Origin of the sequence: Streptomyces sp. NPDC048018 (assembly GCF_043202995.1) — a bacterium.
GTDB lineage: Bacteria > Actinomycetota > Actinomycetes > Streptomycetales > Streptomycetaceae > Streptomyces.
Map to the genome: position 1 here is coordinate 111,547 of NZ_JBIDBK010000008.1, position 24,691 is coordinate 136,237.

The window sequence follows — 24,691 nt, forward strand, 5'->3', positions numbered from 1 at the left end:
GACCCGGCGCCGCCGCCGCTCGCCCACCTAGACTCACAAGCGTGCATTCCCTCGCTCCTCTGGCCCGCTTCGGCGGCCTCCTCGCCACCGACCTCCGGGACGTCACCCACGACCCCGAGGCCCTGGACTCCTCCGGCTTCTGGGCCGTGTGCGCGGACTTCGAGGGCCGTCTCACCTGCGCCCGCTTCGGCGACGTACGGCCCGATCCGGTTCCCGCGCCCGTGCCGGGGGACTGGCGTGGGCCCGCGGCCGGTGACTGGACGTCCTCGCTCGACCGCGCCACGTACACCGCGGGCGTGCGCCGGGTGCGCGAGCACATCGCGCGCGGCGAGGTCTACCAGGCGAACCTCTGCCGGGTGATGTCCGCGCCGCTGCCCGATCCGGCCGGCGCCGACGTCGACGCGCTCACCGCTCTCCTCGCCCAGGGGAACCCCGCCCCCTACGCGGGCACGATCCGGCTCCCCGCGCACGGCGTGGAGATCGCCACCGCCTCGCCCGAGCTCTATCTGCGCCGCACCGGCGGAACCGTCGAGTCCGGCCCCATCAAGGGCACCGGCAGGACGGCCGGGGACCTCCTGGAGAAGGACCACGCCGAGAACGTGATGATCGTGGACCTCGTACGGAACGACCTGGGGCGCGTGTGCGCCACCGGATCGGTCACCGTGCCCGAGCTCTGCGCCGTCGAACCCCACCCGGGCCTGGTCCACCTGGTCTCCACCGTCCGCGGTGAACTCCGCGAGGAGGCCGGCTGGCGCGAGCTGCTCGACGCGACCTTCCCGCCCGGCTCCGTGACCGGCGCGCCCAAGTCGAGCGCCCTGCGGATCATCGAGGCCCTGGAGACCGCCCCGCGCGGTCCGTACTGCGGCGGCATCGGCTGGGTCGACGCCGACCGGCGCACCGCCGAGCTGGCCGTCGGCATCCGCACCTTCTGGATCGACCGTCCGGAGGGCCTGCTGCGCTTCGGTACCGGCGCCGGCATCACCTGGGGGTCCGACCCCGAGCGCGAATGGGCCGAGACCGAACTCAAGGCCGCCCGGCTCGTCGCGATAGCGTCGGGCGCGTACGAGGCGAGCGGAAAGGCCATATCTCGATGAAACTCTGGGTCAACGGCGGACTGTACGACGCCAGGTCCGCGCAGGTGTCCGTCCTGGACCACGGTCTCACCGTCGGCGACGGCATCTTCGAGACGGTCAAGGCCGAGCGTGGAGAAACGTTCGCTCTCACCCTCCACCTGGAGCGCCTCACCCGCTCCGCCCGGGGCCTCGGGCTGCCCGACCCGGATCTCGACGAGGTCCGCCGGGCCTGCGCCGCGGTGCTGGACGCCAACCCGATGGAGCTCGGCCGGCTCCGCATCACGTACACCGGCGGCCTCTCACCGCTCGGCTCCGAGCGCGGCGACGCGGGCCCCAGCCTGGTCGTGGCCCTCGGCGAGACCGGCCGACGCCCCGACTCCACCGCCGTGGTCACGGTCCCCTGGACGCGCAACGAGCGCGGCGCGCTGACGGGCCTGAAGACCACCTCGTACGCCGAGAACGTCGTCGCCCTCGCGAGGGCGCGCGAACGGGGCGCGTCCGAGGCGCTGTTCGGCAACACCGTCGGGCAGCTCTGCGAGGGCACCGGCTCCAACGTCTTCGTGGTGCTCGACGGGCGCGTCCACACCCCGCCCGTCTCCTCCGGCTGCCTCGCGGGCATCACCCGCGCCCTCACCGTGGAGTGGACCGGAGCCGAGGAGACCGACCTCCCGCTGGAGGTCCTGGAGAGCGCCGACGAGATCTTCCTGACCTCGACCCTGCGGGACGTCCAGGCCGTGCACCGGGTGGACGACCGGGAGTTCGCCGGGACGCCGGGGCCGGTCACGGCCAAGGCCATGCGGATCTTCGACGAGCGCGCCGCCCGGGACCGGGACCCGCGGCTCGGTCACATCGGATGACGGATGCCGGGCGGCGCGGGTAGAACACCGGTGATGACCACCACCCTGCGGCCGTCCGAGCCGCTTCAGCAGTCCGCCGACGGCGGCCGTTCCCGCACCTACGACATCTGCGTGAACAGCCGCCGGGTCGGTTCCGTCCACGTCGCCACCGACCCGGCCTTCGGTCCCGCCGCCGGCCTGATCGAACGGCTCCGGGTCGACGAACCGGACCGCGGGCGCGGCAGGGGCACCGTGGCGGCGCTCGCCTCGGAGGAGGTGCTGCGCGGCTGGGGCTGCTGCGAGGTGGCGGTCTCGGTGCCCGCGGACGCCGAGCCGGCGCTGCGCATGGTCCGCGCGCTGGGCTACACCGAGCGCAGCCGGAACATGCTCAAGGAGCTGCCGGCCGTGCCGCCGGAGCTGCCGGAGGGTCTGGGGATCCGCGCCATGACCGAGGCGGAGTTCGCCGGGTGGGAGGCCCGCACGATGCGGGACTTCGCGGAGAGCTGGATCGCGCGCGGCGTCCCGGAGGACCGGGCCCTCGCCAAGGCGGAGGCCAGCCGTCGGGACCTGCTGCCCCGTGGACTCGCCACTCCGGGCACGGCGGTCCACCTGGTCGTGAGCGACGGCGAGGTCGTCGGACACGTCTGGACCGGGGTCCGCGAGCTGGAGCCGGGCCGGAGCGCGGGCTACGTCTACGACATCGAGGTGGCCGAGGAGCACCGGGGCCGCGGCCACGGCCGGGCGCTCATGCTGGTGGCCGAGCGCGTGGCGCTGGCGGCCGGGGAGCGCCTGCTCGGACTGCACGTCTTCACGGGCAACACCCCGGCGATCCGGCTGTACGAGTCGCTGGGCTACCGCACCACCTACGTGAACAGCTTCAAGAAGCTGCTGTAGGGGCCGGCGCCGGGTCGTCAGCCCTGCAGCAGGCGGTCGGCGATCTCCTCGATGCGCGCGCGCAGGCCGTCCTGGCTCCGGCCGCCGTCGAGCCGCTCGCCGGCGATGACGTAGGTCGGGGTGCCGGTGACCTTGATCGCCTTGCCCTCGGCCTCGTCGGCGTCGACCGTCAGCAGGTGTCGCCCGTCGATCAGCGCCGTGTCGAACTCCTCGCTGTCCAGGCCCAGGTCACCCGCCACCTCGAGAAGCACCGGCTCGCCGCGTTCGCCGAGCTCCGCGGTCCTCGCGAGCAGCGCCTCCGTGAACGGCCAGCCCTTGCCCTGGGCGAAGGCCTCCTCGGCGGCCTGCGCCGCCGCGTAGGCGTGCTTGTGCTTGGCCAGGGGGAAGTGGCGCAGCTGGACGTCGAGGCGCTCGCCGTACTTCTCGCGCAGGGCGCGGACGTCGTCGAGGGCCGTGAAGCAGTCGGGGCACTGCATGTCGAACCAGGCCTCCAGGACGGCGGGGGAGGCGGGGGCGGTGGACTCACTCATGGGAAGAGTCTCCCATCGCGTCCGCCGCGCGCGGGTCCGACCTCCGCGGTCCCTGGGGGACGACCCCGAGATCTCCCTGATCCGTGGGCCGGGGCATGGCCGTGGCGGGTCGTGCCGGTGCAGGATGGAAGGGACGCATCACCCGGCACCAGGAGGATCGCCATGCTCGCCGAGACCGTTTGCTCCGCGGTGGCCGTGGCGGGCCTGGGCATCGCCGCGATCACGGCCTACCGGAAGCGCTATCTGACCGCGACCCGGATCGCCGCCTACGCGCTCGTGCCGCTCGGTCTGGTGATGACGGGCGTGATCGACTGGCTGGCGAGCTCCGCCTTCAGCCTCACCGCCTGGATCGGCTTCGGGCTGCTGGGCGTGGCCTGGCTGCTCTTCTCCTCGACCCGGACGATCGAGCGGCGCAGGGCGGGCAGGCGCGGGACCACCGGGGGAGAGGACCGGCCGGCCGCGGCGCCGGCGGCCTCGGCGCCGTCACTCGGCTCCGCCCCGGGCGGCGCGACCCCCGGGCCGCGGGCCAAGGCCGGCCGGGCGGCCGACGAGGACTTCAGCGACATCGAGGCGATTCTGAAGAAGCACGGAATCTGACCGGGATCGGGCTCACGTCCGACCGGTTCTGACGCCCCTCGCTCCCGCCGTCCACGGGATGGAGTGAACAGGGCGTGTCGTGGGGTGTGTTGCGGGACCCTCGGGGCGCGGTGTGCCCCATCATCCCCCCGAGATGCTGGATACCTCGCAGGACCCCGTCCCCACCCCCACCGCGGCCCCCTCGGAGGAACCGCGCGGTTGTTTGTTCGCGCTCTCCCAGCCGCCGCTGATGATCTTTCTCGCGGTGATCGGCGGCCTGCTGCTGATGGCCGCCCTCCACGATCTGTTCCTGTTGTGAGGCGGCCCCCGGACGGGCTCAGCCCGCGGCCTCCTTGCGTCGCGCGCGGTAGGCGGCGACGTGCAGACGGTTGCCGCAGGTGCGGCTGTCGCAGTAGCGGCGCGAGCGGTTGCGGGAGAGGTCGACGAAGGCGCGGCCGCAGTCCGGGGCCTCGCAGCGGCGCAGCCGCTCCTGCTCACCGGCGACGACGATGAAGGCGAGCGCCATGCCGCAGTCGGCGGCCAGGTGGTCGGCGACGGAGGCGCCCGGCGCGAAGTAGTGCACGTGCCAGGGGTAGCCGTCGTGGTCGGTGAGCTGCGGGGTGGTGCCCGCGGCGGTGACCAGCTGGTTGATCAGCGCGGCGGCGATGCGGGGGTCGGGCGCGGAGAACACGGCCGTGAAGCGCTCGCGCACGTCCCGGACGGCGCGGAGGTCCTCGGCGCCGAGCTCGCCGACGTCGCTGATCTTGTGGGCGTGCACGAAGGACTGCAGTGCCCGGATGTCCCCGAGCTCGTCTTCGCGGTCGCCCTGCGCGGTGGTGTTCACCAGATCGACGACGGTGTCGAGGGCGATCCGGGTGTCGTGGGGGATCAGCACGATTCGCTCCCTGCCAGGCTGCGGGCGGGTGCCCGCGGAATGGCGCTGACTTTAGCGCGACCCGGAAACGCGCATCGGCGCCCCGCACCGCGCCGGCTGCGCGGTGGAGGGCGCCGAAGGAAGGCGTATGCGGCTGTCCGCGCGGCGCCGTCTCCCCGAGTCGGACGGCGCCGTGCGGTTCTCGGCCTGGCTCAGCTGTCGGCCAGGATGTGGGAGAGCTCCGTGTCGAGATCGAAGTGCCGGTGCTCGGTGCCCGGTGGCACGGCGGCGTCGGTCCGCTTCAGGAACGACTCCAGGGCCCTCGCCGGGGCCTCGAGCAGGGCTTCGCCCTCAGGGGAACTCAGTGCGATGCAGACGACGCCTTGGCCGTGGCTGCGGGACGGCCAGACTCGGACGTCGCCCGTGCCGGTGGGCCGGTGCAGCCCCTCGGCGAGAAGGTCGCGGGCGAAGACCCACTCGACCGTCTCCTCGGCTCCGGTGTGGAAGGTGGCGTGCACGGCATACGGATCGGCCGTGTCATACCGCAGGCCCGCGGGTACAGGCAGTGATGACTCGCTCGACACAACGAGGCGCAGGTGCAGCTCGCAGCTGACCGTGGTGTTCATAAGCGCCAGGGCCTTTCGCTCAGTGTGCGCTCGGGGATTCGCACGTCGGCGAAATCGACATGCCACCTACGGTGCCGTTGTAAACCCCTCTGTCTGTTTTGTGATCGTTCAGGTAGCTCGTTTGGGTGCGTGTAACTTTGGGTAATGCCGTCTTTCCGGCAAGCCGTGCCCGTCCGGTAAGTTGGGGCCATGAATGCGGAGAGTGACGAGCGCACCGGGGAGTCCGCGGCGAGCGGGGGGAGCGGCCCGGAGAAGGCCGAGGAGGCGCCGCTGGGATCGCGGGCGCCCGAGTTCATCAAGGCCCGCCGGACCCTGCACCTGAGCTGGCAGGTCGGCGTCTTCGTCGTCGGGCTCGCGGTGGTCGGCGCCGGCATCGTGATGCTGCCGCTGCCCGGCCCCGGCTGGCTGGTGATCTTCGGCGGCATGGCGATCTGGGCCACCGAGTTCGTCTGGGCGCAGCTGGTGCTGCGCTGGACCAAGCGGAAGGTCACCGAGGCCGCCCAGCGCGCCCTCGATCCCCGGGTCCGGCGGCGGAACATCATCCTGACCACGGTCGGTCTGGTGATCATCGCCGTGCTGCTCGGCGTCTACCTCTGGAAGTTCGGCCTCGTGATGCCGTGGAAGATCGACCAGTGACCCGAAGATGGTGCGGGAGCCCCGCTGACATGGGGTAATGTTTGCGGTGCGCCCGGGCGATTAGCTCAGTGGGAGAGCGCTTCGTTCACACCGAAGAGGTCACTGGTTCGAACCCAGTATCGCCCACCACCCGGACCGAAGGCCCGGAGACGGATTCCGTCTCCGGGCCTTCGGCGTTCCCCGGTCTCACCGCATCCGGCCGAGCCGCTCCCGCAGCCGGCGGGCGTCGCGCAGCCGCTGCTCGTACGTCGCCCCCACCGCGAGCAGCAGCAGCCCGGCGAGCGCCGGCGGCAGCCAGCGCGGCAGCGCGCCCACGACCTGCACGACGTACGGCGCCAGCTCGTGCAGCCCGTCCAGGGCCAGCACCGCCCCGCCGAGCAGCAGCAGGGCCTGCAGCCGGAACCGGGCGCCCAGCAGCGTCACCACGAGCGCCGCGAGCCCCAGGAGCAGCGGACGCGCCCAGTGCGGATCGGTCCAGGCCGCGAAGAGGCTCGGCACCAGCGTGGCCGCCAGACCCGGCCCGTACGCCGTCCAGGACGAGGCCTCCGGGTCGCGGCGCCGCCGCAGCACGCCCACCACCAGGGCAGGGACGGTCACCGGCAGCGTGTACGCCTCCGGAGTCGTCACCTCCCACACCGCGAGCCGCACCCACGTGGCGAGCAGGAACAGCCCCGCCGCGGCCCACGAGGCGACCCGGCGCCGCTCCGGCCGCACCGCCGTCGCCGCCGCGACCACCCCGCCGAGCGCCAGCGCGAGCGCGAGCAGCGCGGGCCGCTCCGCGGTGAGCCCCAGCGCGCACAGCCCCACCGCGGCTCCGGTGGCCTCCACGGCCACGGCCACCGGGTGCCGGCGCAGGCGCGCCCCGACCGCCGCGGTCCCGGCCGGCACGGCCAGCAGGACGAGCCCGGCCGCCGCCGGCGCCAGGTGCGCCGCCGCCGCGCCTGCGGCGACGAGCCCGCCGACGGCGAGCACGCCCCCGCAGGCCCCGACCAGCCGGCGGGCGCCCCGACCGAGCGCGGCGACCCCGCCGAACAGCGCCGCCAGCACACCCAGCACCCCGAAGGTCGCCCCCCGGGTGTCCAGCGCCAGACACACGGCCCCGGCAGCGGGCCCGAGGCCGCACGCGAACGCGAGCCACCCCAGGACCTCCGCGGGCCGCACGCCCGCCGTACGCGGCCCGCTGCCGGTGCCCGGGGCGGACGGACCCGGGACGGGCGGCTCGGCGGCCGGCGCCGCCGTGAGCCCCCGCAGCAGCGCGGCCGGCCGCACCGCGACCGCGGTCGCCGCCACCGCGGCCACCAGCTGGAGCGCCACCGTCACCCCGTACGACAGGTCCAGGGAGACCGGCAGCGCGGTGAGCAGCGCCCAGGCCAGGACGAGCGCCCCGCAGCGGGCCCACAGACGCGGCACCACCGCGAGGGCCACGGCCGCGAGCAGCAGCACCAGCGGCGCGGTCGCGGGGTAGCCGTCGAGCCCCCGCTCGGCGTGCGCCCCCGACCAGATCCCCGTGGTGCGCACCACGGGGCCCAGCAGCCCCGCCGCCACCGGCGGCACGGCCCAGGCGGAGGCGAGGCCGAGGACGCCGCCGCCCGCCGCGACGAGACCGTCCCGCACCGCGGCCGCTCCCGGCGCCGGCCGGGCCGGATCCGCGGCGGCAGCGGGGGAGGAGGACACCGGAGGCGCCGGACGCCTCCACGGGCGAGGCGAGCTCGAGCCCTCGCTCCGGACGCCTCCGCCCCGCACCCGGTGAACCGTCCACGCGGCCGCGGCCAGGGCCACGCCGCAGAGCGCGTACCCCGGCACCGCCCAGACGCCGGGGACGGCCGCGCGCAGCAGACCCCCCGCCGCGGCGATCGCGGCGAGCCCCGCCACCGTCGCGGAGGCGAGAGCGGTCGGGGCGTGGCGGACGGCGAGGCACAGCAGGACCGCGGCGACGGCCACGAGCAGCGGGGCGGCCCGTCCCGGGGCGGGGAAGGACAGGAACAGGCCGGTCAGGAGTGCCCAGCCGCCCAGCGCGGCGGCGCCGACGCCTGCCGTCACGCGCACGGGGAGAGGCGTCCGGCGCGGCAGGAGCGCGAGGACGACCACGAGGTCGAGGACGCCGGTGGCGAGGGCCGCCCACGCGAAGGACAGCACGCCGCCACCCGCGGCGAGCACCCCGAGCGGAAGGGGCAGTTGGGCCGCCACCACCGCCGCGGGCCCGGGCACCCGCAGCCGGGTCAGGGCGGAGCCGTAGGCCCCCCACGCCGCCGCGAGCACCCCCGAGGCCACCGCCGCGTACGTCAGTCCGTCCGCGTCCGGCAGCGCCACCCGGTGCAGCGCGTAGGCGTCGAGCAGGGTCAGGACCAGGCCGAGCGCGCCCACCGACTCCGCCGTCGACACCAGCCCGCGGCGCAGCAGGGCCACCGGGGCGAGGAGCGCCGCCGAGGTCACCACCGCCAGCACGGACGCCCGCCCGCCGATGCCCATGGAGCCCCAGCTCACCAGGGTGAAGACGAGCGCGGCCACGGTGAGCAGCACGCCGCCCAGGGTCAGCAGGACGTTCTGCGTGCTGCGGGGGCTCGCCTCGGGCCGCTGCGGCGCGGCCGCCCCCGGGGGTGTGGGCCCGGACCACGGTGCCGGTGCCGCCACCACGGGGTGCAGCACCCGCAGCAGCCAGTCCCGGCGGGCCAGCAACTGGGCCCGGTGGGCGTCGAGTCGGGCCAGTTCGCGGTCGACGAGCACCAGCTCTTCCGCGGGAGGCAGGGAGGAGTCCATAGGCGGAGTGTGGCGCCGGGCACGGGGAAAGGGGATGCGCGCGCGTACTCAGATCCGTGCCTGAGTAGCCCACACTGGGGCCATGGACTGGTGCCGTTACCGCTTCCGCAGCGTCTGGTGCCTCGACGCCCCGCCCGCCGCCGTCTACGCCGTCCTGGAGCGGGCCGAGGAGTACCCCCGCTGGTGGCCGCAGGTCCGCGAGGTCGTCTCCCGCGACGAGCGCACCGGCACCGCCCGCTTCCGCTCGCTCCTCCCGTACGACCTCGTCGTCACCGCCGAGGCCCGGCGCCAGGACCCGGCCGCCGGCGTCCTGGAGGTCGCGATGCGCGGCGACCTCGACGGCTGGGCCCGCTGGACCCTCACCACCCTGCCCGGCGGCGCCACCCGCGCCCTCTACGAGCAGGAGGTCGAGGTCCGCCGTCCGCTGATGCGCGCCCTCGCCGTCCCCGCCCGGCCGCTGTTCCGCGCCAACCACGCCCTGATGATGCGGGGCGGCCGCCGCGGCCTCGCGGCCCACCTGCGCGCCTCGCCGCCGCCGGTTTGAACGAAGCCCCGTCGGGCCTGTATGGTTCAACGCGTTGCCCGGGCGATTAGCTCAGCGGGAGAGCACTTCGTTCACACCGAAGGGGTCACTGGTTCGATCCCAGTATCGCCCACCGGGAGAGGCCGGTCCGTCGGAAGACGGACCGGCCTCGGTCGTTTCCGACGGAGGATCAGGCGGCCGTCCGCAGCTCCGGCCGCAGCGGCCACGCCGGGTCCACCGTCTCCGGGGTGCCCTGCCGCGCGAACCACGCCTGCAGGCCCCGCGCCTGCGCCGCGTGCCACACCGCCTGCAGCGTGTGCAGCTCGGACGGGCTCAGCCGCTCCAGCCGGGAGGCGAACCGCCGCCCCACCGCCCGCACGACCTCCATCGCCGCCTGGGCGTCCGCCGCGGCGTCGTGGGCGCCGTCGAGGACCACCCCGTACTGATCGCACAGGTCCGTGAGCGTCCGCCGCCCCTTGCGGTAGCGGTCCAGGTGCTTGTCCAGGACCCGCGGATCGAGCACGCACAGCGGCACGTGCTCCGTGTAGCGGCCCAGCGACGAGGCACGGTGGCGGCGCAGTTCACGGTCGAGGATCGTGAGGTCGAAGGGCGCGTTCATCACCACCAACGGGCGCCCCATCGAGCTCTGTTCGGCTATCGCCCGGGCCAGCTCCTCCATCACCGGCGACGGCCAGCGCCCGTTGCGCTGGAGATGATCGTCCGTCAGGCCGTGGACGGCGGTGGCCCCGGCGGGCACCGGGACCCCCGGATTCACCAGCCATCGGGTCACCCGTGGCCGCATGCCCGCCGCGTCCTGGACGACGAGGGCGGCGGACACGATGCGGTCCTCCTCGACGTCGACTCCTGTGGTCTCCGTGTCGAAAGCGGCCAGGGGCCCTTCGAACCAGTGCGTCGTCATCCCCGAACTCCTCGCACGTGCGCGGCAGATGGCCAACCCCCTGCCCGAATCGTTGATACCCGGGCTGTTTGCGCCGTACGCGGACCGGTCACAACACAGGTGACGGGGAAGGACATTGACATGGCGCTCGCCCAGCCTGAATCGGGAGGGCTGCCGACCCAGCGGGCAGACCCGCTGCGCGGCTCACTCGCCACCACCGCCTGCATGGAGACGCTCCAGGTGGGATATCTCCACGCGGTCGCCGCGGCGGCGGGCTGCTCGCTGTCGCAGCCGTTCCCGGACAACGGCATCGACTGGCACGTCAGCCACAGCGCTCCCGGCCACACCGTCGACGACGAAGTGACCGTCAAGGTACAGCTCAAGTGCACCTACCAGACACCACCGCGCCGGCCCGGGGCCGGCCCCGGCACGTTCTCGTTCACCCTCGACAACGAACACCTGGTGAAGCTGGCCAGGACCCCCGTGGCGGTCCACAAGATCCTGGTCGTGATGCTCGTGCCGCGGGACCGGGGGGACTGGCTGCGGGCCGGACACGACCGCCTCGACCTGCGGCACTGCTGCTACTGGATCAACCTGGCCGGCCATCCGGTCACGGGACGCCGCAGGACCACCGTGCGCATCCCGACGGCACGGATCTTCGACGACCGGGCGCTCTGCGACATCATGGCCCGGGTCGGCGTGGGAGGGAGACCTTGATGCACCGGCCGATCGACGAGCCCGAGGACGGGACCGGGTACGGACCCGACCCGCTGTCCCGCACCGCCCACGGCGCGCAGCCCTCCCGCCCCGGGAGCCACCCCGTGCCCGGCGAGCTGCCCGGCCACTGGACCGGGATCCCCGCCGCGCCCCCCGGCCCGTGGGCCGACGCGGGAGAGGTCCCCGACCCCGGCCGGGTCGACCCGCGGGTCCTCGGCGCGCTCCTCGCCCGGCACGGCTGGCGGCGCCGCGGCGGCGCCGCGGGCCGCTACAGCCGCTGGACCCCGCCGGGGCCCGAGTCGCTCGGCCGCGGCACCAGCCTGCTCGTGCCCGAGAGCCGCGCCTTCCCGGACTGCGGGGACCTGCTCGGCGAGGCGCTCACCGCCCTGGCCCGCAGCGCCGCGCCCTCCGCGCGGGAGATCCTCACCGGCCTCACCGTCCCCAGCGACGAGATCCGCTGGTGGCGCGACGTGCCCCCCGGCCCGGCCGGCACCGTGCCGTGGCCCGTGCAGGAACAGCTCAGGTCCGCCGCCCGGGGCCTGCTGCTCGCCGGAGCCCTCGCCGTCCGCGGCCGCAACGGCTACCACGGGGCCCGGCACCGGCGGAAGGCCCAGACGTCCCTGGAGAGCGTCGTCGTCGGCGCCGCCCCCGGCGGGCGGGCGCTGACCGCCTTCCTGCCCGTCGACCCCGGCCGGGCCGTCTCCGTCCGGCTGTACCACGCGCTCTACGCCGCACGGGAGGCCGTCGACTACCGGCGGGCGACCGGCGGCATGGACGCCTTCGACACCGCCGTCGAGGCCGGCGTGAGCCGCGAGCTGACCGAGGCCCTCGTCGCGCTGGTCCGCGGCACCGAGGGCGCGAGCGTCGCCCTGGAGTGGTCGCCGGCCGCCGGCACCCCCGAGGGCTGCGCCGCCCGCCCGGAACCGGTCGAGTTCTCGCCCGGCGACCTGCCCGCGCTGCGCGAGGCGGGCGTCCGCTATCTGACCGACGAGCCCTCCGTGCCGGTCCGGATCACCGGCGCCGTCGTCCGCATGCGGCGCTCCGGTCCGCGCGGCGAGGGCACCGTGCGGCTGCGGGTCCTGGCCGGCGCCGAGGTGGGGCACGTCCGGGTCCGCCTCGACGAGGAGGGCTACCGCACCGCGGGCCACGCCCACCTGGTCGGTCTGCCGATCCGCGTCGTCGGGCGCCTGGAGAGCCGCGGCGGCTTCCGCCGGCTGACCGACGCGACCGGGGTCGTACCGGTGCCGGTGGACGAGGCGGAGCGGGACCGGCTGATGAAGTCCCTCCACGAGAACCTGGATTTCTTCGAGGAGGCGTGCGGGCCGGGCGACGACTGACGGAGAGGCGCGGGGCACCCCGGTAGGATCAAGGCTGCGCGGCACCTCGTCTCTGCCGCGCCTCGCCGGCGCCGGCACCTCGTGCCTGCCTGCGCCCCTATGTATGGAGCACTCGTGTCTGAAGTCCGTGTGACCGTCCAGTCCGCCTCGGGAGCAGAGGAGAGGACGGTGAGCGCGGGCACCACGGCCGGCGCCCTGTTCGCCGACGACCGCACCGTCATCGCCGCCCGCGTCGGCGGAGAGCTGAAGGACCTGGCGTACGAGATCGCCGAGGGTGATGTCGTCGAGGGGGTGGAGATCTCCTCCGAGGACGGTCTGAACATCCTGCGCCACTCCACCGCCCACGTCATGGCCCAGGCCGTGCAGGAACTCTTCCCCGAGGCCAAGCTGGGCATCGGCCCGCCGGTCCGTGACGGCTTCTACTACGACTTCGACGTCGAGAAGCCCTTCACGCCCGAGGATCTCAAGGCCATCGAGAAGAAGATGCAGGAGATCCAGAAGCGCGGGCAGCGGTTCGCCCGCCGCGTGGTCACCGACGAGGAGGCCCGCGAGGAGCTCGCGGCCGAGCCGTACAAGCTGGAGCTCATCGGCATCAAGGGCGCCGCGTCGACCGACGACGGCGCGAACGTCGAGGTGGGCGGCGGCGAGCTGACCATCTACGACAACCTCGACGCCAAGACCGGCGACCTGTGCTGGAAGGACCTCTGCCGCGGTCCCCACCTGCCCACCACCCGGAACATCCCGGCCTTCAAGCTCATGCGCAACGCCGCCGCCTACTGGCGCGGCAGCGAGAAGAACCCGATGCTCCAGCGCATCTACGGCACCGCGTGGCCGTCGAAGGAGGAGCTGAAGGCCCACCTCGACTTCCTCGCCGAGGCCGAGAAGCGCGACCACCGCAAGCTCGGCAACGAGCTCGACCTCTTCTCCATCCCGGACGAGATCGGCTCCGGTCTCGCCGTCTTCCACCCCAAGGGCGGCATCATCCGCCGGGTCATGGAGGACTACTCGCGCCGCCGGCACGAGGAGGAGGGCTACGAGTTCGTCTACTCGCCGCACGCCACCAAGGGCAAGCTCTTCGAGAAGTCGGGTCACCTCGACTGGTACGCCGAGGGCATGTACCCGCCCATGCAGCTCGACGAGGGCGTGGACTACTACCTCAAGCCCATGAACTGCCCGATGCACAACCTGATCTTCGACGCGCGCGGGCGCTCCTACCGTGAGCTGCCGCTGCGCCTGTTCGAGTTCGGCACCGTGTACCGGTACGAGAAGTCGGGCGTCGTGCACGGCCTCACCCGGGCCCGCGGCTTCACCCAGGACGACGCGCACATCTACTGCACCCGCGAGCAGATGGCGGACGAGCTCGACAAGACGCTCACCTTCGTCCTGAACCTGCTCCGCGACTACGGTCTGACCGACTTCTACCTGGAGCTGTCCACCAAGGACCCGGAGAAGTACGTCGGCTCCGACGAGGTGTGGGAGGAGGCCACCGCGGTCCTCCAGCAGGTCGCCGAGAAGCAGGGCCTCCCGCTGACCCCCGACCCGGGCGGCGCCGCGTTCTACGGCCCGAAGATCTCCGTGCAGGCCCGCGACGCCATCGGCCGTACCTGGCAGATGTCGACCGTGCAGCTGGACTTCAACCTGCCGGAGCGCTTCGACCTCGAGTACACCGCCCCGGACGGCACCAAGCAGCGCCCGGTCATGATCCACCGCGCGCTCTTCGGCTCGATCGAGCGCTTCTTCGCGGTGCTCCTGGAGCACTACGCGGGGGCGTTCCCGGCCTGGCTGGCTCCGGTGCAGGCGACCGGAATCCCGATCGGCGACGCCCACGTCGACTATCTGCAGGAGTTCGCCACCAAGGCGAAGAAGCAGGGCCTGCGGGTGGAGGTGGACGCCTCCTCGGACCGGATGCAGAAGAAGATCCGGAACGCGCAGAAGCAGAAGGTCCCGTTCATGATCATCGCGGGTGATGAGGACATGGCCAACGGTGCCGTCTCCTTCCGCTACCGCGACGGTTCGCAGGAGAACGGCGTCCCGGTCGACGAGGCCATCGCCAAGATCGCCAAGATCGTCGAGGACCGCGTCCAGGTCTGACGTCCGCGCGCCACCGTGAAGAGGCCCCCGGGGAGCACCGCCCCCGGGGGCCTTCTCGTGCGCCGGGACCCGTCAGCCCTCCTCGCCCTCCCGGCGGAAGACCTGGATCAGCCAGGACGAGAACGAGCCCGTCACCGCCCCGAGCAGGGCCAGGCCGCAGGCCATGATGCCCACCGCGACCGTCCGTCCGGCCGGCGTGACGGGCACCACGTCCCCGTAGCCCACGGTCGCCAGCGTCGCGCAGGCCCACCACACCGCGTCGCCGAAGGTGACGATGGACGCCCCGGGGGCGCCGTACTCGACGTTGTAGACGGTGAGCGAACCGGCGAAGCCGAGCAGGAGCGCGGAGAGCCCCGCGTACACCATGACGCGGGCGTAGAGGCTGAGCCGGGGCTCCTGCTGCCGACGCTGGGCCCGGTCGTACGCGGTCACCACGCGCAGCGGGCGCAACAGCGGCAGGATCAGCACCACCGTGTCCAGGAAGTGCCGGCGCACGAAGCGCAGCGGGCCGAGACCGCTGAGCCGGAGGCGCACGGCGTAGTCGACGACGAAGACGGCCCACGAGGCGAAGGTGAGGGCGAGGCAGAAGTCGCGCCAGCCGGAGGGCAGGTCACGGCCGAGGATCCGCATCGCGTAGCTGCCGAGGTAGACGAGGGACGTCACCGTCAGGGGGATCTCCATCCGGCGGTCCCAGCGTTCCTGCTGCGGCGGGGTCGGCGGCCTGTCCTTCATCGGATCAGCATGGCCCCTGCACGGATCTTCAGCCCCGGCGACACGTTCCGAACGGGCGAAGCAATATGCTGCACAGCATGACGACTGAGCCGGAGCAGCAGATCGGAGTGGGTACGCAGGACGCGTTCCAGCGCCTGTGGACGCCCCACCGGATGGCCTACATCCAGGGCGAGAACAAGCCGACCGGCCCGGGTGCCGCGGACGGCTGCCCCTTCTGCACCATCCCGTCGAAGTCGGATGAGGACGGACTGGTGATCGCGCGCGGCACCAGCGTGTACGCGGTGCTCAACCTCTACCCGTACAACGGCGGCCACCTGATGGTGGTCCCCTACCGCCACGTCGCCGACTACACCGACCTCGACGAGCCCGAGACCGCGGAGCTCGCCGACTTCACCAAGCGGGCGATGGTCGCGCTGCGCGCGGCCTCCGGGGCGCACGGCTTCAACATCGGCATGAACCAGGGCTCGGTCGCGGGCGCCGGGATCGCCGCCCACCTGCACCAGCACGTCGTTCCCCGCTGGGGCGGCGACACCAACTTCATGCCGGTGGTCGGCCACACCAAGGTGCTGCCGCAGCTGCTCGCCGACACCCGGAAGATGCTGGCCGACGCCTGGCCGGCCGGCATCTGATCCGTACGGACGGGCCGGCTACGCGTCGTAGAGGTCGGCCTTCTTCGGGCCGGGGTCCTGGACCCCGGCGCTGAGGAACAGCGAGCGGTTCGTGAAGCGCTCCGTGTCCACGTTGTGGTCGTCGAGCACCCTGATGGTCGCGGCGTGCACCGCCCGCAGCACCGGTGTCGCGGCGCGGATGGCGTCGTCGGCCATGAAGCGGTGCCGCCAGGGCTGGCCCGCCCAGGCGTGCCGCAGGCCGAAGGGCTCGGGCAGCACCAGCTTGCCGCCGAGGAAGTCCAGGACCGGCGGGAACCAGGTCAGCGGGGCGCGGACGGCCTGGCGCACCACGTCGTCCGTGTCGGTCAGCGGCAGCTTGACCTCGCGGGTCTCCCAGAACCTGACGGTCTTGGAGACCTCCTTCGTCTTCGCCTTCGGCTTGGTGGTGAACAGGCCGTGCACCGGGCCGAGGGCGTGACCGGTGACCTCGACGCGCAGGGTGTGGTGGAGCGAGGTGACCGTCACCATCATGGTGAGGACCAGCTGCCCGTCCCAGAGGGTGAACTGGACGCCCAGGTAGTGCCGGTTCCCGCTGCCGAACTGCTGGTCGTTGCAGATGCGCTGTATCTCGTGCGGCTTCACCTGGAAGTGCACGATGTTGTCGCCCTCGGGGCGGCCGACCTCGTCGGCGCCCTCGCCGACGGGCGAGACGATCCAGTGCTTCACGGTCGGCTTGGGGAAGCCGGTCTTCAGGGAGCCGCGTTCGAGCAGCGTCAGCTCGGTGTGGATCTGACGCACCACGTCCCAGGCGCGGAAGTCGTGGATCTCCTTGCCGGCCTGCGGGAGCAGCTCCTCGGCCAGGGTCCAGCTGCCCCAGCGGGTGCCCATCCCCAGTATCCCCTTGGGGCCCGCGTAGAAGACGACGTTGGACTGCTGCTCGGCGGTCAGCTTCTCCAGGTTGAGGCGCAGTTCCTCGGCGGTCTTCTCGGTCGGGTCCTTCGGCACGGCCTCGGGGACCGCCGCGCCGATGCCGCCGCCGCTGAGCAGGGCGGTCCAGCGCTCGCGCAGGTCGACCGCGGTGCTCTCGCAGATCCGGCGGGCCAGGAACCAGCCCACGACCGGGGCCACGATCATGGCGCGCAGGTAGGTGGGCAGCACGCCGCCGAAGGGCAGCCGCAGCAGCACGAGCACCGCGAGGGCGCCGGCGGCGAGCAGCACGGCCGTGCCGATGGCACTGGTGCGCCTGTTCTCGGAGCCCGCGGCCATCCGGCGCAGCTGGATCACGCCGAGCCAGAGCAGGAGTCCGGGCAGGAACAGCACGCCGAAGACGAACGTGACCAGGGTCAGCTTGACGTCGCGCTGCTTGCGGATGCTGTTGGCGGCCAGGCAGTGCTCGACGACGGGCTGTGGATCCGCGCCGAAGGACTGGATGAGCGGCTTGCGGGCGCCGCCGAGCATGCGCACCTGGACCGCGCGGGAGAAGGCCTCGCCGAGGTCGGGGCGGAAGAGCTTCTTCCACTTCCCTTCCTTGACCGTCGACTTGTGCCAGTCGTTGTTGGCCTCCAGGATCACCTCGACCGGGCTGTCACGGTACGCGGCGGAGGCGAGGGCATGGGTCGCCGCCGTCTGTGCGTCCGAGCCCTGAAGGGGAATCTGCGCCCCGGGTCCGAAACTGCCGATCGTCACTGCCGCCCCCATCGCCACGGTTCCCTGTGCGGGCTGTTCCCAACTGCCGCGCCCCGCACACCTTCTGAGCTGGGCACCACAGCGTAACCGGGTGGCGCCGGATGCGTCACCGGAGCGGGCGGAGGCGTCCGAATGCACGGGGGGCGGCCGAATGCCGCCCGCCGGAGGGGAGTTGGCGGGCGGCACCCGTGACATCCGGTCGACGGGCCGTCAGCGACCGGCCGGTTCACCGCCTGCGCGGACCTTGTCCGCCAGATGGGGAGGCATCGCCTCGTGCCGTGCGTACACCCGGTCGAAACTGCCCGTCCCGTGGGAGACGGAACGCAGGTCCACGGCGTACCGCCCGATCTCGATCTCCGGCACCTCCGCGCGCACCACGGTCCGCCCCGGCGCCGCCTGCTCGGTGCCCACCACCCGGCCGCGCCGCCCCGACAGGTCGCTCATCACCGGGCCCACGTAGTCGTCCGGGACCATCACGGTGACCTCGGCGACCGGCTCCAGGAGGCGGATCGGCGCCTCGGCCGCCGCCTCCCGCAGGGCCAGGGCGCCCGCCGTCTGGAAGGCCGCGTCGGAGGAGTCCACCGAGTGCGCCTTGCCGTCCCGCAGGGTCACCCGGACGTCGACCAGCGGATAGCCCGCCGCGACCCCGCGGGCCGCCTGCGCCCGGACGCCCTTCTCCACCGAGGGGATGAACTGACGCGGCACGGCGCCGCCGACCACCTTGTCCACGAACTCGATGCCGCTGCCCGGCGGCAGCGGCTCCACGTCGATCTCGCAGATCGCGTACTGCCCGTGCCCGCCCGACTGCTTCACGTGCCGGCCCCGCCCGGCCGACGCCTCGCCGAAGGTCTCCCGCAGCGAGACCCTGTACGGCACCGTGTCCACCTGCACGCCGTACCGGCCGCGCAGCCGTTCCAGCGCCACGTCCGCGTGGGCCTCGCCCAGGCACCACAGCACGATCTGATGGGTGTCCTGGTTCTGCTCCAGGCGCATCGTCGGGTCCTCGGCCACCAGCCGGGCCAGCCCCTGCGAGAGCCGGTCCTCGTCGGCCTTGCTGTGCGCCTCGATAGCCACCGGCAGCAGGGGCTCCGGCATCGACCACGGCTCCATCAGCAGCGGGGCGTCCTTCGCCGACAGGGTGTCACCCGTCTCCGCCCGGGCCAGTTTGCCCACGCACGCCAGGTCGCCCGCCACACAGTGCGCGAGGGTGCGCTGCTGCTTGCCGAACGGGGAGGTGAGCGCCCCCACCCGCTCGTCGACGTCGTGGTCCTCGTGCCCGCGGTCGGCCAGCCCGTGCCCCGACACGTGCACCGTCTCGTCCGGGCGCAGGGTGCCCGAGAAGACCCGGACCAGCGAGATCCGTCCCACGTACGGATCCGAGGACGTCTTCACGACCTCCGCGACCAGCGGCCCGTCCGGATCGCAGACCAGCGCCGGACGCGGCTCGCCCCCGGGAGTCGTGACGGCCGGGGCCTCCCGCTCCAGCGGGGTCGGGAAGCCGCCCGTGATCAGCTCCAGCAGCTCGACCGTGCCGAGCCCCTGCTTCCCGCCGTCCGCCGCCGGGGCCGCGGCCAGCACCGGATGGAAGCTGCCCCGCGCGACCGCCTTCTCCAGGTCGCCGACCAGCGTCCCGAGGTCGATGTCCTCGCCGCCGAGATAGCGGTCCATGAGGGTCTCGTCCTCGCTCTCGGCGATGATCCCCTCGATCAGCCGGGCCCGCGCCTCCGCGATCAGGGGCCGCTGCGTCTCGTCGGGCGGATCCTCCCGACGTACCCCGGTCGAGTAGTCGAAGATCCGCTCCGTGAGCAGGCCGACCAGGCCGGTCGCGGGCGCGTGCCCGTCGGCGCCCTCGGCGCCCCGCACCGGAAGGTAGAGGGGGAGGACGGCATCGGGGTCGTCGCCGCCGAACAGCGAGGCCAGGACCTCCGTCAGGCGGGTGTAGTCGGTGCGGGCCGTGTCCAGGTGGGTGACCACGATCGCCCGCGGCATCCCGACCGCCGCGCACTCCTCCCACACCGCGCGGGTCGAACCCACGACCGCGTCGGCCTCCTGCGCCGCCGAGACGACGAAGAGGGCCGCGTCCGCCGCGCGCAGACCGGCCCTCAGCTCACCGACGAAGTCGGCGTACCCGGGTGTGTCCAGGAGGTTGATCTTGTACTCGCCCCAGGCGACCGGGACGAGCGAGAGCTGTACGGAACGCTGCTGGCGGTGCTCGATCTCGTCGTAGTCCGAGACCGTCCCGCCGTCCTCGACGCGTCCGGCCCGGTTGACCGCCCCGGCGGTCTGCGCCAGCGCCTCGACGAGGGTCGTCTTGCCCGATCCGCTGTGGCCGACCAGCACCACGTTCCGCACGGCCGAGGGCCGGTCGGCCGTTGGAGCCCTGCCGGCGGCCCCGGAGGTGTTCGCCTTGTCGCCCATGATGTCTTCCTCCCGACTGCTCGTACGGTGAGGTGGGGGCGCGGGCGCGGGGGAGTGGGGGCACCGGCGGCACTGCGCCGCCTGTCGCGTGCGGTTCCGGCGACGCCCGCGGTTGTCCTTCGAGCTTTGCACCGGCGTCAGGGTGCGTCCATACGTCGTGCGCGAGGGCAGGCCGCCGGCCCCGCCGTGCGGGCCCGGCGGGGGCGGGCGACGCGGCTGGCGGGTGCCGCCGCTCCTGGGCGGGCCCGCGTGGCTACGATGGGCGGGCCGGTGGCCGTAGGGGCCGCGCGGCCCACCGAACCCCGGGAAGGCCTCAAGGCCATGCTGAACAAGTACGCGCGTGCGTTCTTCACGCGTGTCCTCACACCGTTCGCCGCGTTTCTGCTCCGCCGGGGGGTGAGCCCCGACGCCGTCACACTGATCGGCACCGCCGGGGTCGTGGCCGGCGCGCTGGTCTTCTTCCCCCGCGGGGAATTCTTCTGGGGCACGATCGTCATCACGCTCTTCGTCTTCTCGGACCTCGTCGACGGCAACATGGCCCGCCAGGCCGGCCTCTCCAGCCGCTGGGGCGCCTTCCTCGACTCGACCCTCGACCGGGTCGCCGACGGAGCGATCTTCGGGGGCTTCGCGCTCTGGTACGCGGGCAAGGGCGACGACAACATCCTGTGCGCCGTCGCGATCTTCTGTCTGGCCAGCGGCCAGGTGGTGTCGTACACGAAGGCGCGAGGCGAGTCGATCGGCCTCCCGGTGGCCGTCAACGGACTCGTCGAGCGGGCCGAACGGCTCGTGATCTCGCTGGTCGCCGCCGGCCTCGCCGGACTGCACGCCTTCGGCGTGCCCGGCATCCAGGTGCTGCTGCCCATCGCCCTCTGGATCGTCGCGGTCGGCTCGGCCGTGACCCTGGGCCAGCGCGTCGTGACCGTACGCAGGGAGTCGGCGGAGGCGGACGCCGCCGTCGGCGGGAGCGAGGCGACGTCATGAGCGGAAGCGGCGGAACCGACGGGCCCGGCAGGCTCGCCGGGCTCAAGGACAGCGTGACCGACGGGCTGTACGGGCTCGGCTGGGCCACGGTCAAGAAGCTGCCCGAGCCGGTGGCCAAGGGCCTCGGCCGACGCATCGCCGACGTGGTGTGGAAGCGGCGGGGGAAGAGCGTCCTGCGGCTGGAGGCCAACCTCGCCCGGGTCGTCCCCGACGCCTCCCCGGAGGCGCTCGCGGCGCTCTCCCGGGCGGGCATGCGCTCCTACATGCGCTACTGGATGGAGTCGTTCCGACTGCCGGCCTGGAGCCGGGAGCGGGCGGCCGGCAGCTTCGACCCCAAGGACGTCCACCACCTCACCGATGCGATCGCCTCCGGGCGCGGTGTCGTCCTCGCCCTGCCGCACATGGGGAACTGGGACCTCGCGGGCGTGTGGGTCACGCGCGGGCTCGGTCTCCCCTTCACGACCGTCGCCGAGCGGCTGAAGCCCGAGTCGCTCTTCGACCGCTTCGTCGCCTACCGCGAGTCCCTGGGCATGGAGGTCCTGCCGCACACCGGCGGCTCCGCCTTCGGGGCCCTCGCCCGGCGGCTGCGGGCCGGCGGCCTGGTCTGCCTCGTCGCCGACCGCGACCTGTCCGCCTCCGGCGTCGAGGTCTCCTTCTTCGGCGAGCCCGCGCGGATGCCGGCCGGCCCGGCGATACTCGCTCAGCAGACCGGGGCGCTGCTGCTGCCCGTGACGCTCTGGTACGACGACACCGACGTCATGCGGGGCCAGGTGCACGCACCGATCGACGTGCCCGAGTCGGGCACCCGCGCCGAGAAGACGTCCGTCATGACACAGGCCCTCGCCGACGTCTTCGCCGGGGGCATCGCGGACCATCCGGAGGACTGGCACATGCTGCAGCGACTGTGGTCGGCCGATCTCGAGCAGCGGCAGGAGGACCGGACGGCGTGAGGATCGGCATCGTCTGCCCCTACTCCTGGGACGTGCCGGGCGGCGTCCAGTTCCACATCCGCGACCTCGCGGAGCACCTCATCCGGCTCGGCCACGAGGTCTCCGTCCTCGCGCCCGCCGACGACGAGACCCCGCTCCCGCCGTACGTCGTGTCCGCCGGGCGCGCCGTGCCCGTCCCGTACAACGGCTCCGTCGCCCGCCTCAACTTCGGCTTCCTGTCCGCGGCGCGGGTACGGCGCTGGCTGCACGAGGGCACCTTCGACGTCGTGCACATCCACGAGCCGACCTCCCCGTCGCTCGGACTGCTCACCTGCTGGGCGGCACAGGGGCCCATCGTGGCCACCTTCCACACGTCCAACCCGCGCTCGCGCGCGATGATCGCCGCCTATCCGATCCTCCAGCCCGCGCTGGAGAAGATCAGTGCCCGGATCGCCGTCAGCGAGTACGCGCGCCGCACGCTGGTCGAGCACCTCGGCGGCGACGCGGTCGTCATCCCCAACGGCGTCGACGTCGACTTCTTCGCGCGCGCCGAGCCGAAGAAGGAGTGGCAGGGCGGCACGCTCGGCTTCATCGGGCGGATCGACGAGCCGCGCAAGGGCCTGCCCGTCCTCATGAAGGCCCTTCCGAAGATCCTCACGGAACGGCCCGGCACCCGGCTGCTCGTCGCCGGACGCGGTGACGAGGAGGAGGCCGTCGCCTCCCTGCCGCGCGAGATGCGCTCCCGGGTCGAGTTCCTCGGCATGGTCAGCGACGAGGACAAGGCGCGGCTGCTGCGCAGCGTCGACGTGTACGTGGCGCCCAACACGGGCGGCGAGAGCTTCGGCATCATCCTCGTCGAGGCGCTCTCGGCCGGCGCGCCGGTGCTCGCCTCCGACCTCGACGCCTTCGCCCAGGTCCTCGACCAGGGCGCGGCCGGCGAACTCTTCGCCAACGAGGACGCCGACGACCTCGCCGACCGCGCGATCCGCCTCCTCGGCGACGAGGCCCGCCGTGCGGAACTCCGCGTACGCGGCTCCGCCCACGTGCGGCGCTTCGACTGGTCGACGGTCGGCGCGGACATCCTCGCGGTCTACGAGACGGTGACGGACGGCGCGGCGTCTGTGGCAACCGACGAGCGGGCCACCGGCCTGCGCGCCCGCCTGGGCCTGTAGCCCCCTCCGCGGGGCCACGGGCGCCCGCGGGGGCGCCGCACCGCTCCGCGCCCCGGATCCGCCGGGGCGCCGGGCGGGGCGCGGGGTGCCGGGCGGGGCCGCCGGGGCGGCGTCGGCCTGCGCCCCCGGCCACGTACTCCCGCGGAGCTGATCCGCTGGGTGCGGGGCGCCAGGGTGGGGCGGCGGGGCGTGGGGCGCCGTCGTTACTCCGCGTACGCACCTCTCCGCGCCCCACTTCCGTACACGGGCGGCGCGTCGCACCTGCCCCCCAATGTGGGCAGTCGTCCCGCTCGGCGGGACGGGTGGGCACACGGGACACCGGCCCTTGCCGGGCTCAGGCTCCCTGTACGGACGCCCGCCGGTCGTGGCGTCCCGCCGGAACCCCGTGCGCTCAGCGGGGGCCGACGGTCCCTCCGCGCCGTCGCCGGCCGCGGGCCGGCCGCCCGTTGTCCGCTGTCGGCGGAGTCGTCCGGGGCACGGCGTCGTGAGGGGGAGGCTGCTCTCATGATCTCTGTCGAGCGTCTGGATCTCGGGTACCTCACGCGGCCCGCCGCGGAGTGGGGCGGCCCCCACGACCGCGAGGAGCCGGTGCTCGCGTATCTCGTGCGGTACGGCGGCGGGAGTCTGCTCTTCGACACCGGGATGGGGACCGGGTCCCCGGAGACCGACGCGCACTACCGGCCGGTGCGCAGGCCGCTGACGGTGGGGGAGGTCGACCTCGTGGTCAACTCCCATCTGCACTTCGACCACATCGGCGGCAACCAGGGCTTCCCCGACACCCCCGTCCTCGTGCAGCGCACGGAGCTCGCCACCGCGCGTGCCGGCGACCACACCATCGACTCCCTGCTGCCCGGCGTCCGTTACGAGGAGGTCGAGGGGGAGTTCGGGATCGCGGACGGGGTGTTGCTGCTTCCGACTCCCGGACACACCGAGGGGCACCAGTCGGTGGTGCTCGACCACGGGGACCGGGTGACCGTGCTCGCCGGGCAGGCCTACGACTTCGCGCACGAGTTCGGGACGCCGTACCGGCCGTGGATCGCGCGGATCGGGGAGCTCGCGCGGGGGCGGGACGTGCGGGTTCTGTTCGCCCATGACCGGGAGGTCTGGGAGGGGAGGCTGCCGACGCCCCGGTAGCCTGTGCGCCCGTGACCGAAACCCTGATCTGGACCGTCGTCGCGCTGATCCTCGTCGGCGTCTACCTGAGCTGGACCGCCGGCCGTCTCGACCGCCTGCACGCGCGGATCGACGCCGCGCGCGCCGCGCTCGACGCGCAGCTGCTGCGGCGGGCCTCGGTCGCTCAGGAGCTGGCCACCTCGGGGGTGCTGGACCCCGCCGCGTCGATCGTGCTGTACGAGGCGGCCCACGCGGCCCGCCAGGCCGAGGAGGACCACCGCGAGGTCGCCGAGAGCGAGCTGAGCCAGGCGCTGCGGGCGGTGTTCGGCGAGCCGGAACAGGTCGAGGTGGTGCGGGCGGCGCCCGGTGGCGAGGAGGCGGCCGGGGAGCTGGCGGCGGCCGTGCGCCGGGTGCCGATGGCCCGGCGCTTCCACAACGACGCCGTCCGCGCGGCGCGGGCGCTGCGCCGGCACCGCAAGGTGCGCTGGTTCCGGCTGGCCGGGCACGCGCCTTTTCCCCTGGCCTTCGAAATGGATGATGAACCGCCTGTCGCACTTGCGGATCGACCTGTCTGACCGGGCTGCGCCTTCGTATCCCGCGAAAACGATCCACCGGCTCCACATTGGCCCTTGATGTGGACCGCTCGGGGGCTGTTTCCTCGCCCTAGTCGTCAACCCCGTTGTC

General features: G+C 73.5%; 24 protein-coding genes and 2 tRNA genes. 18 read left to right on the forward strand and 8 right to left on the reverse strand.

Annotated elements, in window-relative coordinates:
- Positions 1 to 41: 41 nt before the first annotated feature.
- The 3 genes from ACGF1Z_RS28040 to ACGF1Z_RS28050 are packed head-to-tail and all read left to right on the forward strand — an operon-like array spanning position 42 to position 2,803.
- A complete protein-coding gene (locus ACGF1Z_RS28040; RefSeq protein WP_393008683.1) occupies positions 42 to 1,094 on the forward strand; it encodes a chorismate-binding protein in 1,053 nt (350 codons plus the stop codon).
- The gene (locus ACGF1Z_RS28045; protein ID WP_393008685.1) at positions 1,091 to 1,930 is read left to right on the forward strand and encodes an aminotransferase class IV; all 840 of its coding nucleotides are present in this window, start codon (positions 1,091 to 1,093) and stop codon (positions 1,928 to 1,930) included. The genes ACGF1Z_RS28040 and ACGF1Z_RS28045 overlap by 4 nt, the downstream gene beginning before the upstream one ends.
- A 33-nt stretch (positions 1,931 to 1,963) precedes the next feature.
- Positions 1,964 to 2,803, forward strand: coding sequence for a GNAT family N-acetyltransferase (locus ACGF1Z_RS28050; RefSeq protein WP_393008687.1), 840 nt, complete (start codon positions 1,964 to 1,966; stop codon positions 2,801 to 2,803).
- A 17-nt stretch (positions 2,804 to 2,820) separates the two neighbouring features.
- Here ACGF1Z_RS28050 and ACGF1Z_RS28055 read toward each other — a convergent pair whose 3' ends face one another.
- Positions 2,821 to 3,333: a DsbA family protein gene (locus ACGF1Z_RS28055; protein ID WP_393008689.1), complete on the reverse strand. Its 513-nt coding sequence runs from the start codon at positions 3,331 to 3,333 to the stop codon at positions 2,821 to 2,823.
- 162 nt (positions 3,334 to 3,495) lie between these two features.
- Here ACGF1Z_RS28055 and ACGF1Z_RS28060 point away from each other — a divergent pair, with 162 nt between their 5' ends.
- Entirely contained in the window at positions 3,496 to 3,930 is a 435-nt protein-coding gene (locus ACGF1Z_RS28060) for a hypothetical protein (RefSeq protein ID WP_393008691.1), read from the forward strand.
- A gap of 133 nt (positions 3,931 to 4,063) precedes the next feature.
- On the forward strand, positions 4,064 to 4,228 hold the full coding sequence (locus tag ACGF1Z_RS28065; protein ID WP_393008693.1) for a hypothetical protein: 165 nt from the start codon (positions 4,064 to 4,066) through the stop codon (positions 4,226 to 4,228).
- Between the two features lie 18 nt (positions 4,229 to 4,246).
- On the opposite strand, the gene ACGF1Z_RS28070 is transcribed toward ACGF1Z_RS28065, so the two are convergent.
- Complete coding sequence (locus ACGF1Z_RS28070) at positions 4,247 to 4,804, reverse strand: CGNR zinc finger domain-containing protein (RefSeq protein ID WP_393008695.1); 558 nt, start codon at positions 4,802 to 4,804, stop codon at positions 4,247 to 4,249.
- A 191-nt stretch (positions 4,805 to 4,995) separates the two neighbouring features.
- On the reverse strand, positions 4,996 to 5,409 hold the full coding sequence (locus ACGF1Z_RS28075; RefSeq protein ID WP_015032345.1) for an SsgA family sporulation/cell division regulator: 414 nt from the start codon (positions 5,407 to 5,409) through the stop codon (positions 4,996 to 4,998).
- Between the two features lie 189 nt (positions 5,410 to 5,598).
- Here ACGF1Z_RS28075 and ACGF1Z_RS28080 point away from each other — a divergent pair, with 189 nt between their 5' ends.
- Entirely contained in the window at positions 5,599 to 6,045 is a 447-nt protein-coding gene (locus ACGF1Z_RS28080; RefSeq protein WP_393008697.1) for a TIGR02611 family protein, read from the forward strand.
- Between the two features lie 54 nt (positions 6,046 to 6,099).
- A tRNA-Val gene (locus ACGF1Z_RS28085) sits at positions 6,100 to 6,174 on the forward strand.
- A 57-nt stretch (positions 6,175 to 6,231) separates the two neighbouring features.
- On the opposite strand, the gene ACGF1Z_RS28090 is transcribed toward ACGF1Z_RS28085, so the two are convergent.
- A complete protein-coding gene (locus tag ACGF1Z_RS28090; protein WP_393008700.1) occupies positions 6,232 to 8,802 on the reverse strand; it encodes an SCO7613 C-terminal domain-containing membrane protein in 2,571 nt (856 codons plus the stop codon).
- An 82-nt stretch (positions 8,803 to 8,884) separates the two neighbouring features.
- Between ACGF1Z_RS28090 and ACGF1Z_RS28095 the strand changes: the two genes are divergently transcribed.
- Positions 8,885 to 9,346: an SRPBCC family protein gene (locus ACGF1Z_RS28095; RefSeq protein ID WP_393008702.1), complete on the forward strand. Its 462-nt coding sequence runs from the start codon at positions 8,885 to 8,887 to the stop codon at positions 9,344 to 9,346.
- A 40-nt stretch (positions 9,347 to 9,386) separates the two neighbouring features.
- Positions 9,387 to 9,458: transfer RNA gene (locus ACGF1Z_RS28100), tRNA-Val, on the forward strand.
- 57 nt (positions 9,459 to 9,515) lie between these two features.
- Here ACGF1Z_RS28100 and ACGF1Z_RS28105 read toward each other — a convergent pair.
- Positions 9,516 to 10,244 (reverse strand): 3'-5' exonuclease, encoded by a 729-nt coding sequence (locus ACGF1Z_RS28105; protein WP_393008704.1) that lies wholly within the window; start codon positions 10,242 to 10,244, stop codon positions 9,516 to 9,518.
- Between the two features lie 120 nt (positions 10,245 to 10,364).
- Between ACGF1Z_RS28105 and ACGF1Z_RS28110 the strand changes: the two genes are divergently transcribed.
- The 3 genes from ACGF1Z_RS28110 (at position 10,365) to thrS (ending at position 14,368) form a co-directional block, all read left to right on the forward strand.
- Positions 10,365 to 10,940, forward strand: coding sequence for a DUF4365 domain-containing protein (locus tag ACGF1Z_RS28110; protein WP_393008706.1), 576 nt, complete (start codon positions 10,365 to 10,367; stop codon positions 10,938 to 10,940).
- Positions 10,940 to 12,277, forward strand: a complete 1,338-nt coding sequence (locus ACGF1Z_RS28115; RefSeq protein ID WP_393008708.1) for a hypothetical protein — start codon at positions 10,940 to 10,942, stop codon at positions 12,275 to 12,277. Before ACGF1Z_RS28110 ends, ACGF1Z_RS28115 begins: the two co-directional genes overlap by 1 nt.
- 114 nt (positions 12,278 to 12,391) lie before the next feature.
- Positions 12,392 to 14,368 (forward strand): threonine--tRNA ligase, encoded by a 1,977-nt coding sequence (gene thrS, locus ACGF1Z_RS28120; protein WP_393008710.1) that lies wholly within the window; start codon positions 12,392 to 12,394, stop codon positions 14,366 to 14,368.
- Positions 14,369 to 14,440: 72 nt separating this feature from the next.
- Here the strand turns inward: thrS and ACGF1Z_RS28125 are convergent, their stop codons facing one another.
- Positions 14,441 to 15,100 (reverse strand): potassium channel family protein, encoded by a 660-nt coding sequence (locus ACGF1Z_RS28125; protein WP_393008712.1) that lies wholly within the window; start codon positions 15,098 to 15,100, stop codon positions 14,441 to 14,443.
- A 65-nt stretch (positions 15,101 to 15,165) separates the two neighbouring features.
- On the opposite strand from ACGF1Z_RS28125, the gene ACGF1Z_RS28130 reads away from it, so the two are divergent.
- The gene (locus ACGF1Z_RS28130; RefSeq protein WP_393008714.1) at positions 15,166 to 15,729 is read left to right on the forward strand and encodes an HIT family protein; all 564 of its coding nucleotides are present in this window, start codon (positions 15,166 to 15,168) and stop codon (positions 15,727 to 15,729) included.
- Positions 15,730 to 15,747: 18 nt separating this feature from the next.
- On the opposite strand, the gene ACGF1Z_RS28135 is transcribed toward ACGF1Z_RS28130, so the two are convergent.
- The gene (locus tag ACGF1Z_RS28135) at positions 15,748 to 17,406 is read right to left on the reverse strand and encodes a hypothetical protein (protein ID WP_393008716.1); all 1,659 of its coding nucleotides are present in this window, start codon (positions 17,404 to 17,406) and stop codon (positions 15,748 to 15,750) included.
- A 198-nt stretch (positions 17,407 to 17,604) separates the two neighbouring features.
- A complete protein-coding gene (locus ACGF1Z_RS28140; protein ID WP_393008718.1) occupies positions 17,605 to 19,812 on the reverse strand; it encodes an elongation factor G-like protein EF-G2 in 2,208 nt (735 codons plus the stop codon).
- A gap of 321 nt (positions 19,813 to 20,133) precedes the next feature.
- Between ACGF1Z_RS28140 and pgsA the strand changes: the two genes are divergently transcribed.
- From pgsA to ACGF1Z_RS28165, 5 genes are all read left to right on the forward strand, one after another.
- Positions 20,134 to 20,793: a phosphatidylinositol phosphate synthase gene (gene pgsA / locus ACGF1Z_RS28145; protein ID WP_393008938.1), complete on the forward strand. Its 660-nt coding sequence runs from the start codon at positions 20,134 to 20,136 to the stop codon at positions 20,791 to 20,793.
- Entirely contained in the window at positions 20,790 to 21,743 is a 954-nt protein-coding gene (locus ACGF1Z_RS28150) for a phosphatidylinositol mannoside acyltransferase (protein WP_393008720.1), read from the forward strand. The genes pgsA and ACGF1Z_RS28150 overlap by 4 nt, the downstream gene beginning before the upstream one ends.
- Positions 21,740 to 22,894 carry a glycosyltransferase family 4 protein gene (locus ACGF1Z_RS28155; protein ID WP_393008722.1) on the forward strand — a complete coding sequence of 385 codons (1,155 nt, stop codon included), beginning with the start codon at positions 21,740 to 21,742 and terminating at the stop codon, positions 22,892 to 22,894. Before ACGF1Z_RS28150 ends, ACGF1Z_RS28155 begins: the two co-directional genes overlap by 4 nt.
- Before the next feature lie 504 nt (positions 22,895 to 23,398).
- Positions 23,399 to 24,028, forward strand: coding sequence for an MBL fold metallo-hydrolase (locus ACGF1Z_RS28160; RefSeq protein ID WP_393008724.1), 630 nt, complete (start codon positions 23,399 to 23,401; stop codon positions 24,026 to 24,028).
- A gap of 11 nt (positions 24,029 to 24,039) precedes the next feature.
- On the forward strand, positions 24,040 to 24,582 hold the full coding sequence (locus ACGF1Z_RS28165) for a hypothetical protein (protein ID WP_393008726.1): 543 nt from the start codon (positions 24,040 to 24,042) through the stop codon (positions 24,580 to 24,582).
- Positions 24,583 to 24,691: the final 109 nt, after the last annotated feature.

What these genes read in the sequence shown, in the direction of transcription:
- ACGF1Z_RS28045 (WP_393008685.1), top strand. Translation starts at nt 1,091, where the DNA reads ATGAAACTCTGGGTCAACGGCGGACTGTACGACGCCAGGTCCGCGCAG.
- ACGF1Z_RS28050 (WP_393008687.1), top strand. Translation starts at nt 1,964, where the DNA reads ATGACCACCACCCTGCGGCCGTCCGAGCCGCTTCAGCAGTCCGCCGAC.
- ACGF1Z_RS28055 (WP_393008689.1), bottom strand. Translation starts at nt 3,333, where the DNA reads ATGAGTGAGTCCACCGCCCCCGCCTCCCCCGCCGTCCTGGAGGCCTGG.
- ACGF1Z_RS28060 (WP_393008691.1), top strand. Translation starts at nt 3,496, where the DNA reads ATGCTCGCCGAGACCGTTTGCTCCGCGGTGGCCGTGGCGGGCCTGGGC.
- ACGF1Z_RS28065 (WP_393008693.1), top strand. Translation starts at nt 4,064, where the DNA reads ATGCTGGATACCTCGCAGGACCCCGTCCCCACCCCCACCGCGGCCCCC.
- ACGF1Z_RS28075 (WP_015032345.1), bottom strand. Translation starts at nt 5,409, where the DNA reads ATGAACACCACGGTCAGCTGCGAGCTGCACCTGCGCCTCGTTGTGTCG.
- ACGF1Z_RS28080 (WP_393008697.1), top strand. Translation starts at nt 5,599, where the DNA reads ATGAATGCGGAGAGTGACGAGCGCACCGGGGAGTCCGCGGCGAGCGGG.
- ACGF1Z_RS28090 (WP_393008700.1), bottom strand. Translation starts at nt 8,802, where the DNA reads ATGGACTCCTCCCTGCCTCCCGCGGAAGAGCTGGTGCTCGTCGACCGC.
- ACGF1Z_RS28095 (WP_393008702.1), top strand. Translation starts at nt 8,885, where the DNA reads ATGGACTGGTGCCGTTACCGCTTCCGCAGCGTCTGGTGCCTCGACGCC.
- ACGF1Z_RS28105 (WP_393008704.1), bottom strand. Translation starts at nt 10,244, where the DNA reads ATGACGACGCACTGGTTCGAAGGGCCCCTGGCCGCTTTCGACACGGAG.
- ACGF1Z_RS28110 (WP_393008706.1), top strand. Translation starts at nt 10,365, where the DNA reads ATGGCGCTCGCCCAGCCTGAATCGGGAGGGCTGCCGACCCAGCGGGCA.
- ACGF1Z_RS28115 (WP_393008708.1), top strand. Translation starts at nt 10,940, where the DNA reads ATGCACCGGCCGATCGACGAGCCCGAGGACGGGACCGGGTACGGACCC.
- ACGF1Z_RS28125 (WP_393008712.1), bottom strand. Translation starts at nt 15,100, where the DNA reads ATGAAGGACAGGCCGCCGACCCCGCCGCAGCAGGAACGCTGGGACCGC.
- ACGF1Z_RS28130 (WP_393008714.1), top strand. Translation starts at nt 15,166, where the DNA reads ATGCTGCACAGCATGACGACTGAGCCGGAGCAGCAGATCGGAGTGGGT.
- ACGF1Z_RS28135 (WP_393008716.1), bottom strand. Translation starts at nt 17,406, where the DNA reads ATGGGGGCGGCAGTGACGATCGGCAGTTTCGGACCCGGGGCGCAGATT.
- ACGF1Z_RS28140 (WP_393008718.1), bottom strand. Translation starts at nt 19,812, where the DNA reads ATGGGCGACAAGGCGAACACCTCCGGGGCCGCCGGCAGGGCTCCAACG.
- pgsA (WP_393008938.1), top strand. Translation starts at nt 20,134, where the DNA reads ATGCTGAACAAGTACGCGCGTGCGTTCTTCACGCGTGTCCTCACACCG.
- ACGF1Z_RS28150 (WP_393008720.1), top strand. Translation starts at nt 20,790, where the DNA reads ATGAGCGGAAGCGGCGGAACCGACGGGCCCGGCAGGCTCGCCGGGCTC.
- ACGF1Z_RS28160 (WP_393008724.1), top strand. Translation starts at nt 23,399, where the DNA reads ATGATCTCTGTCGAGCGTCTGGATCTCGGGTACCTCACGCGGCCCGCC.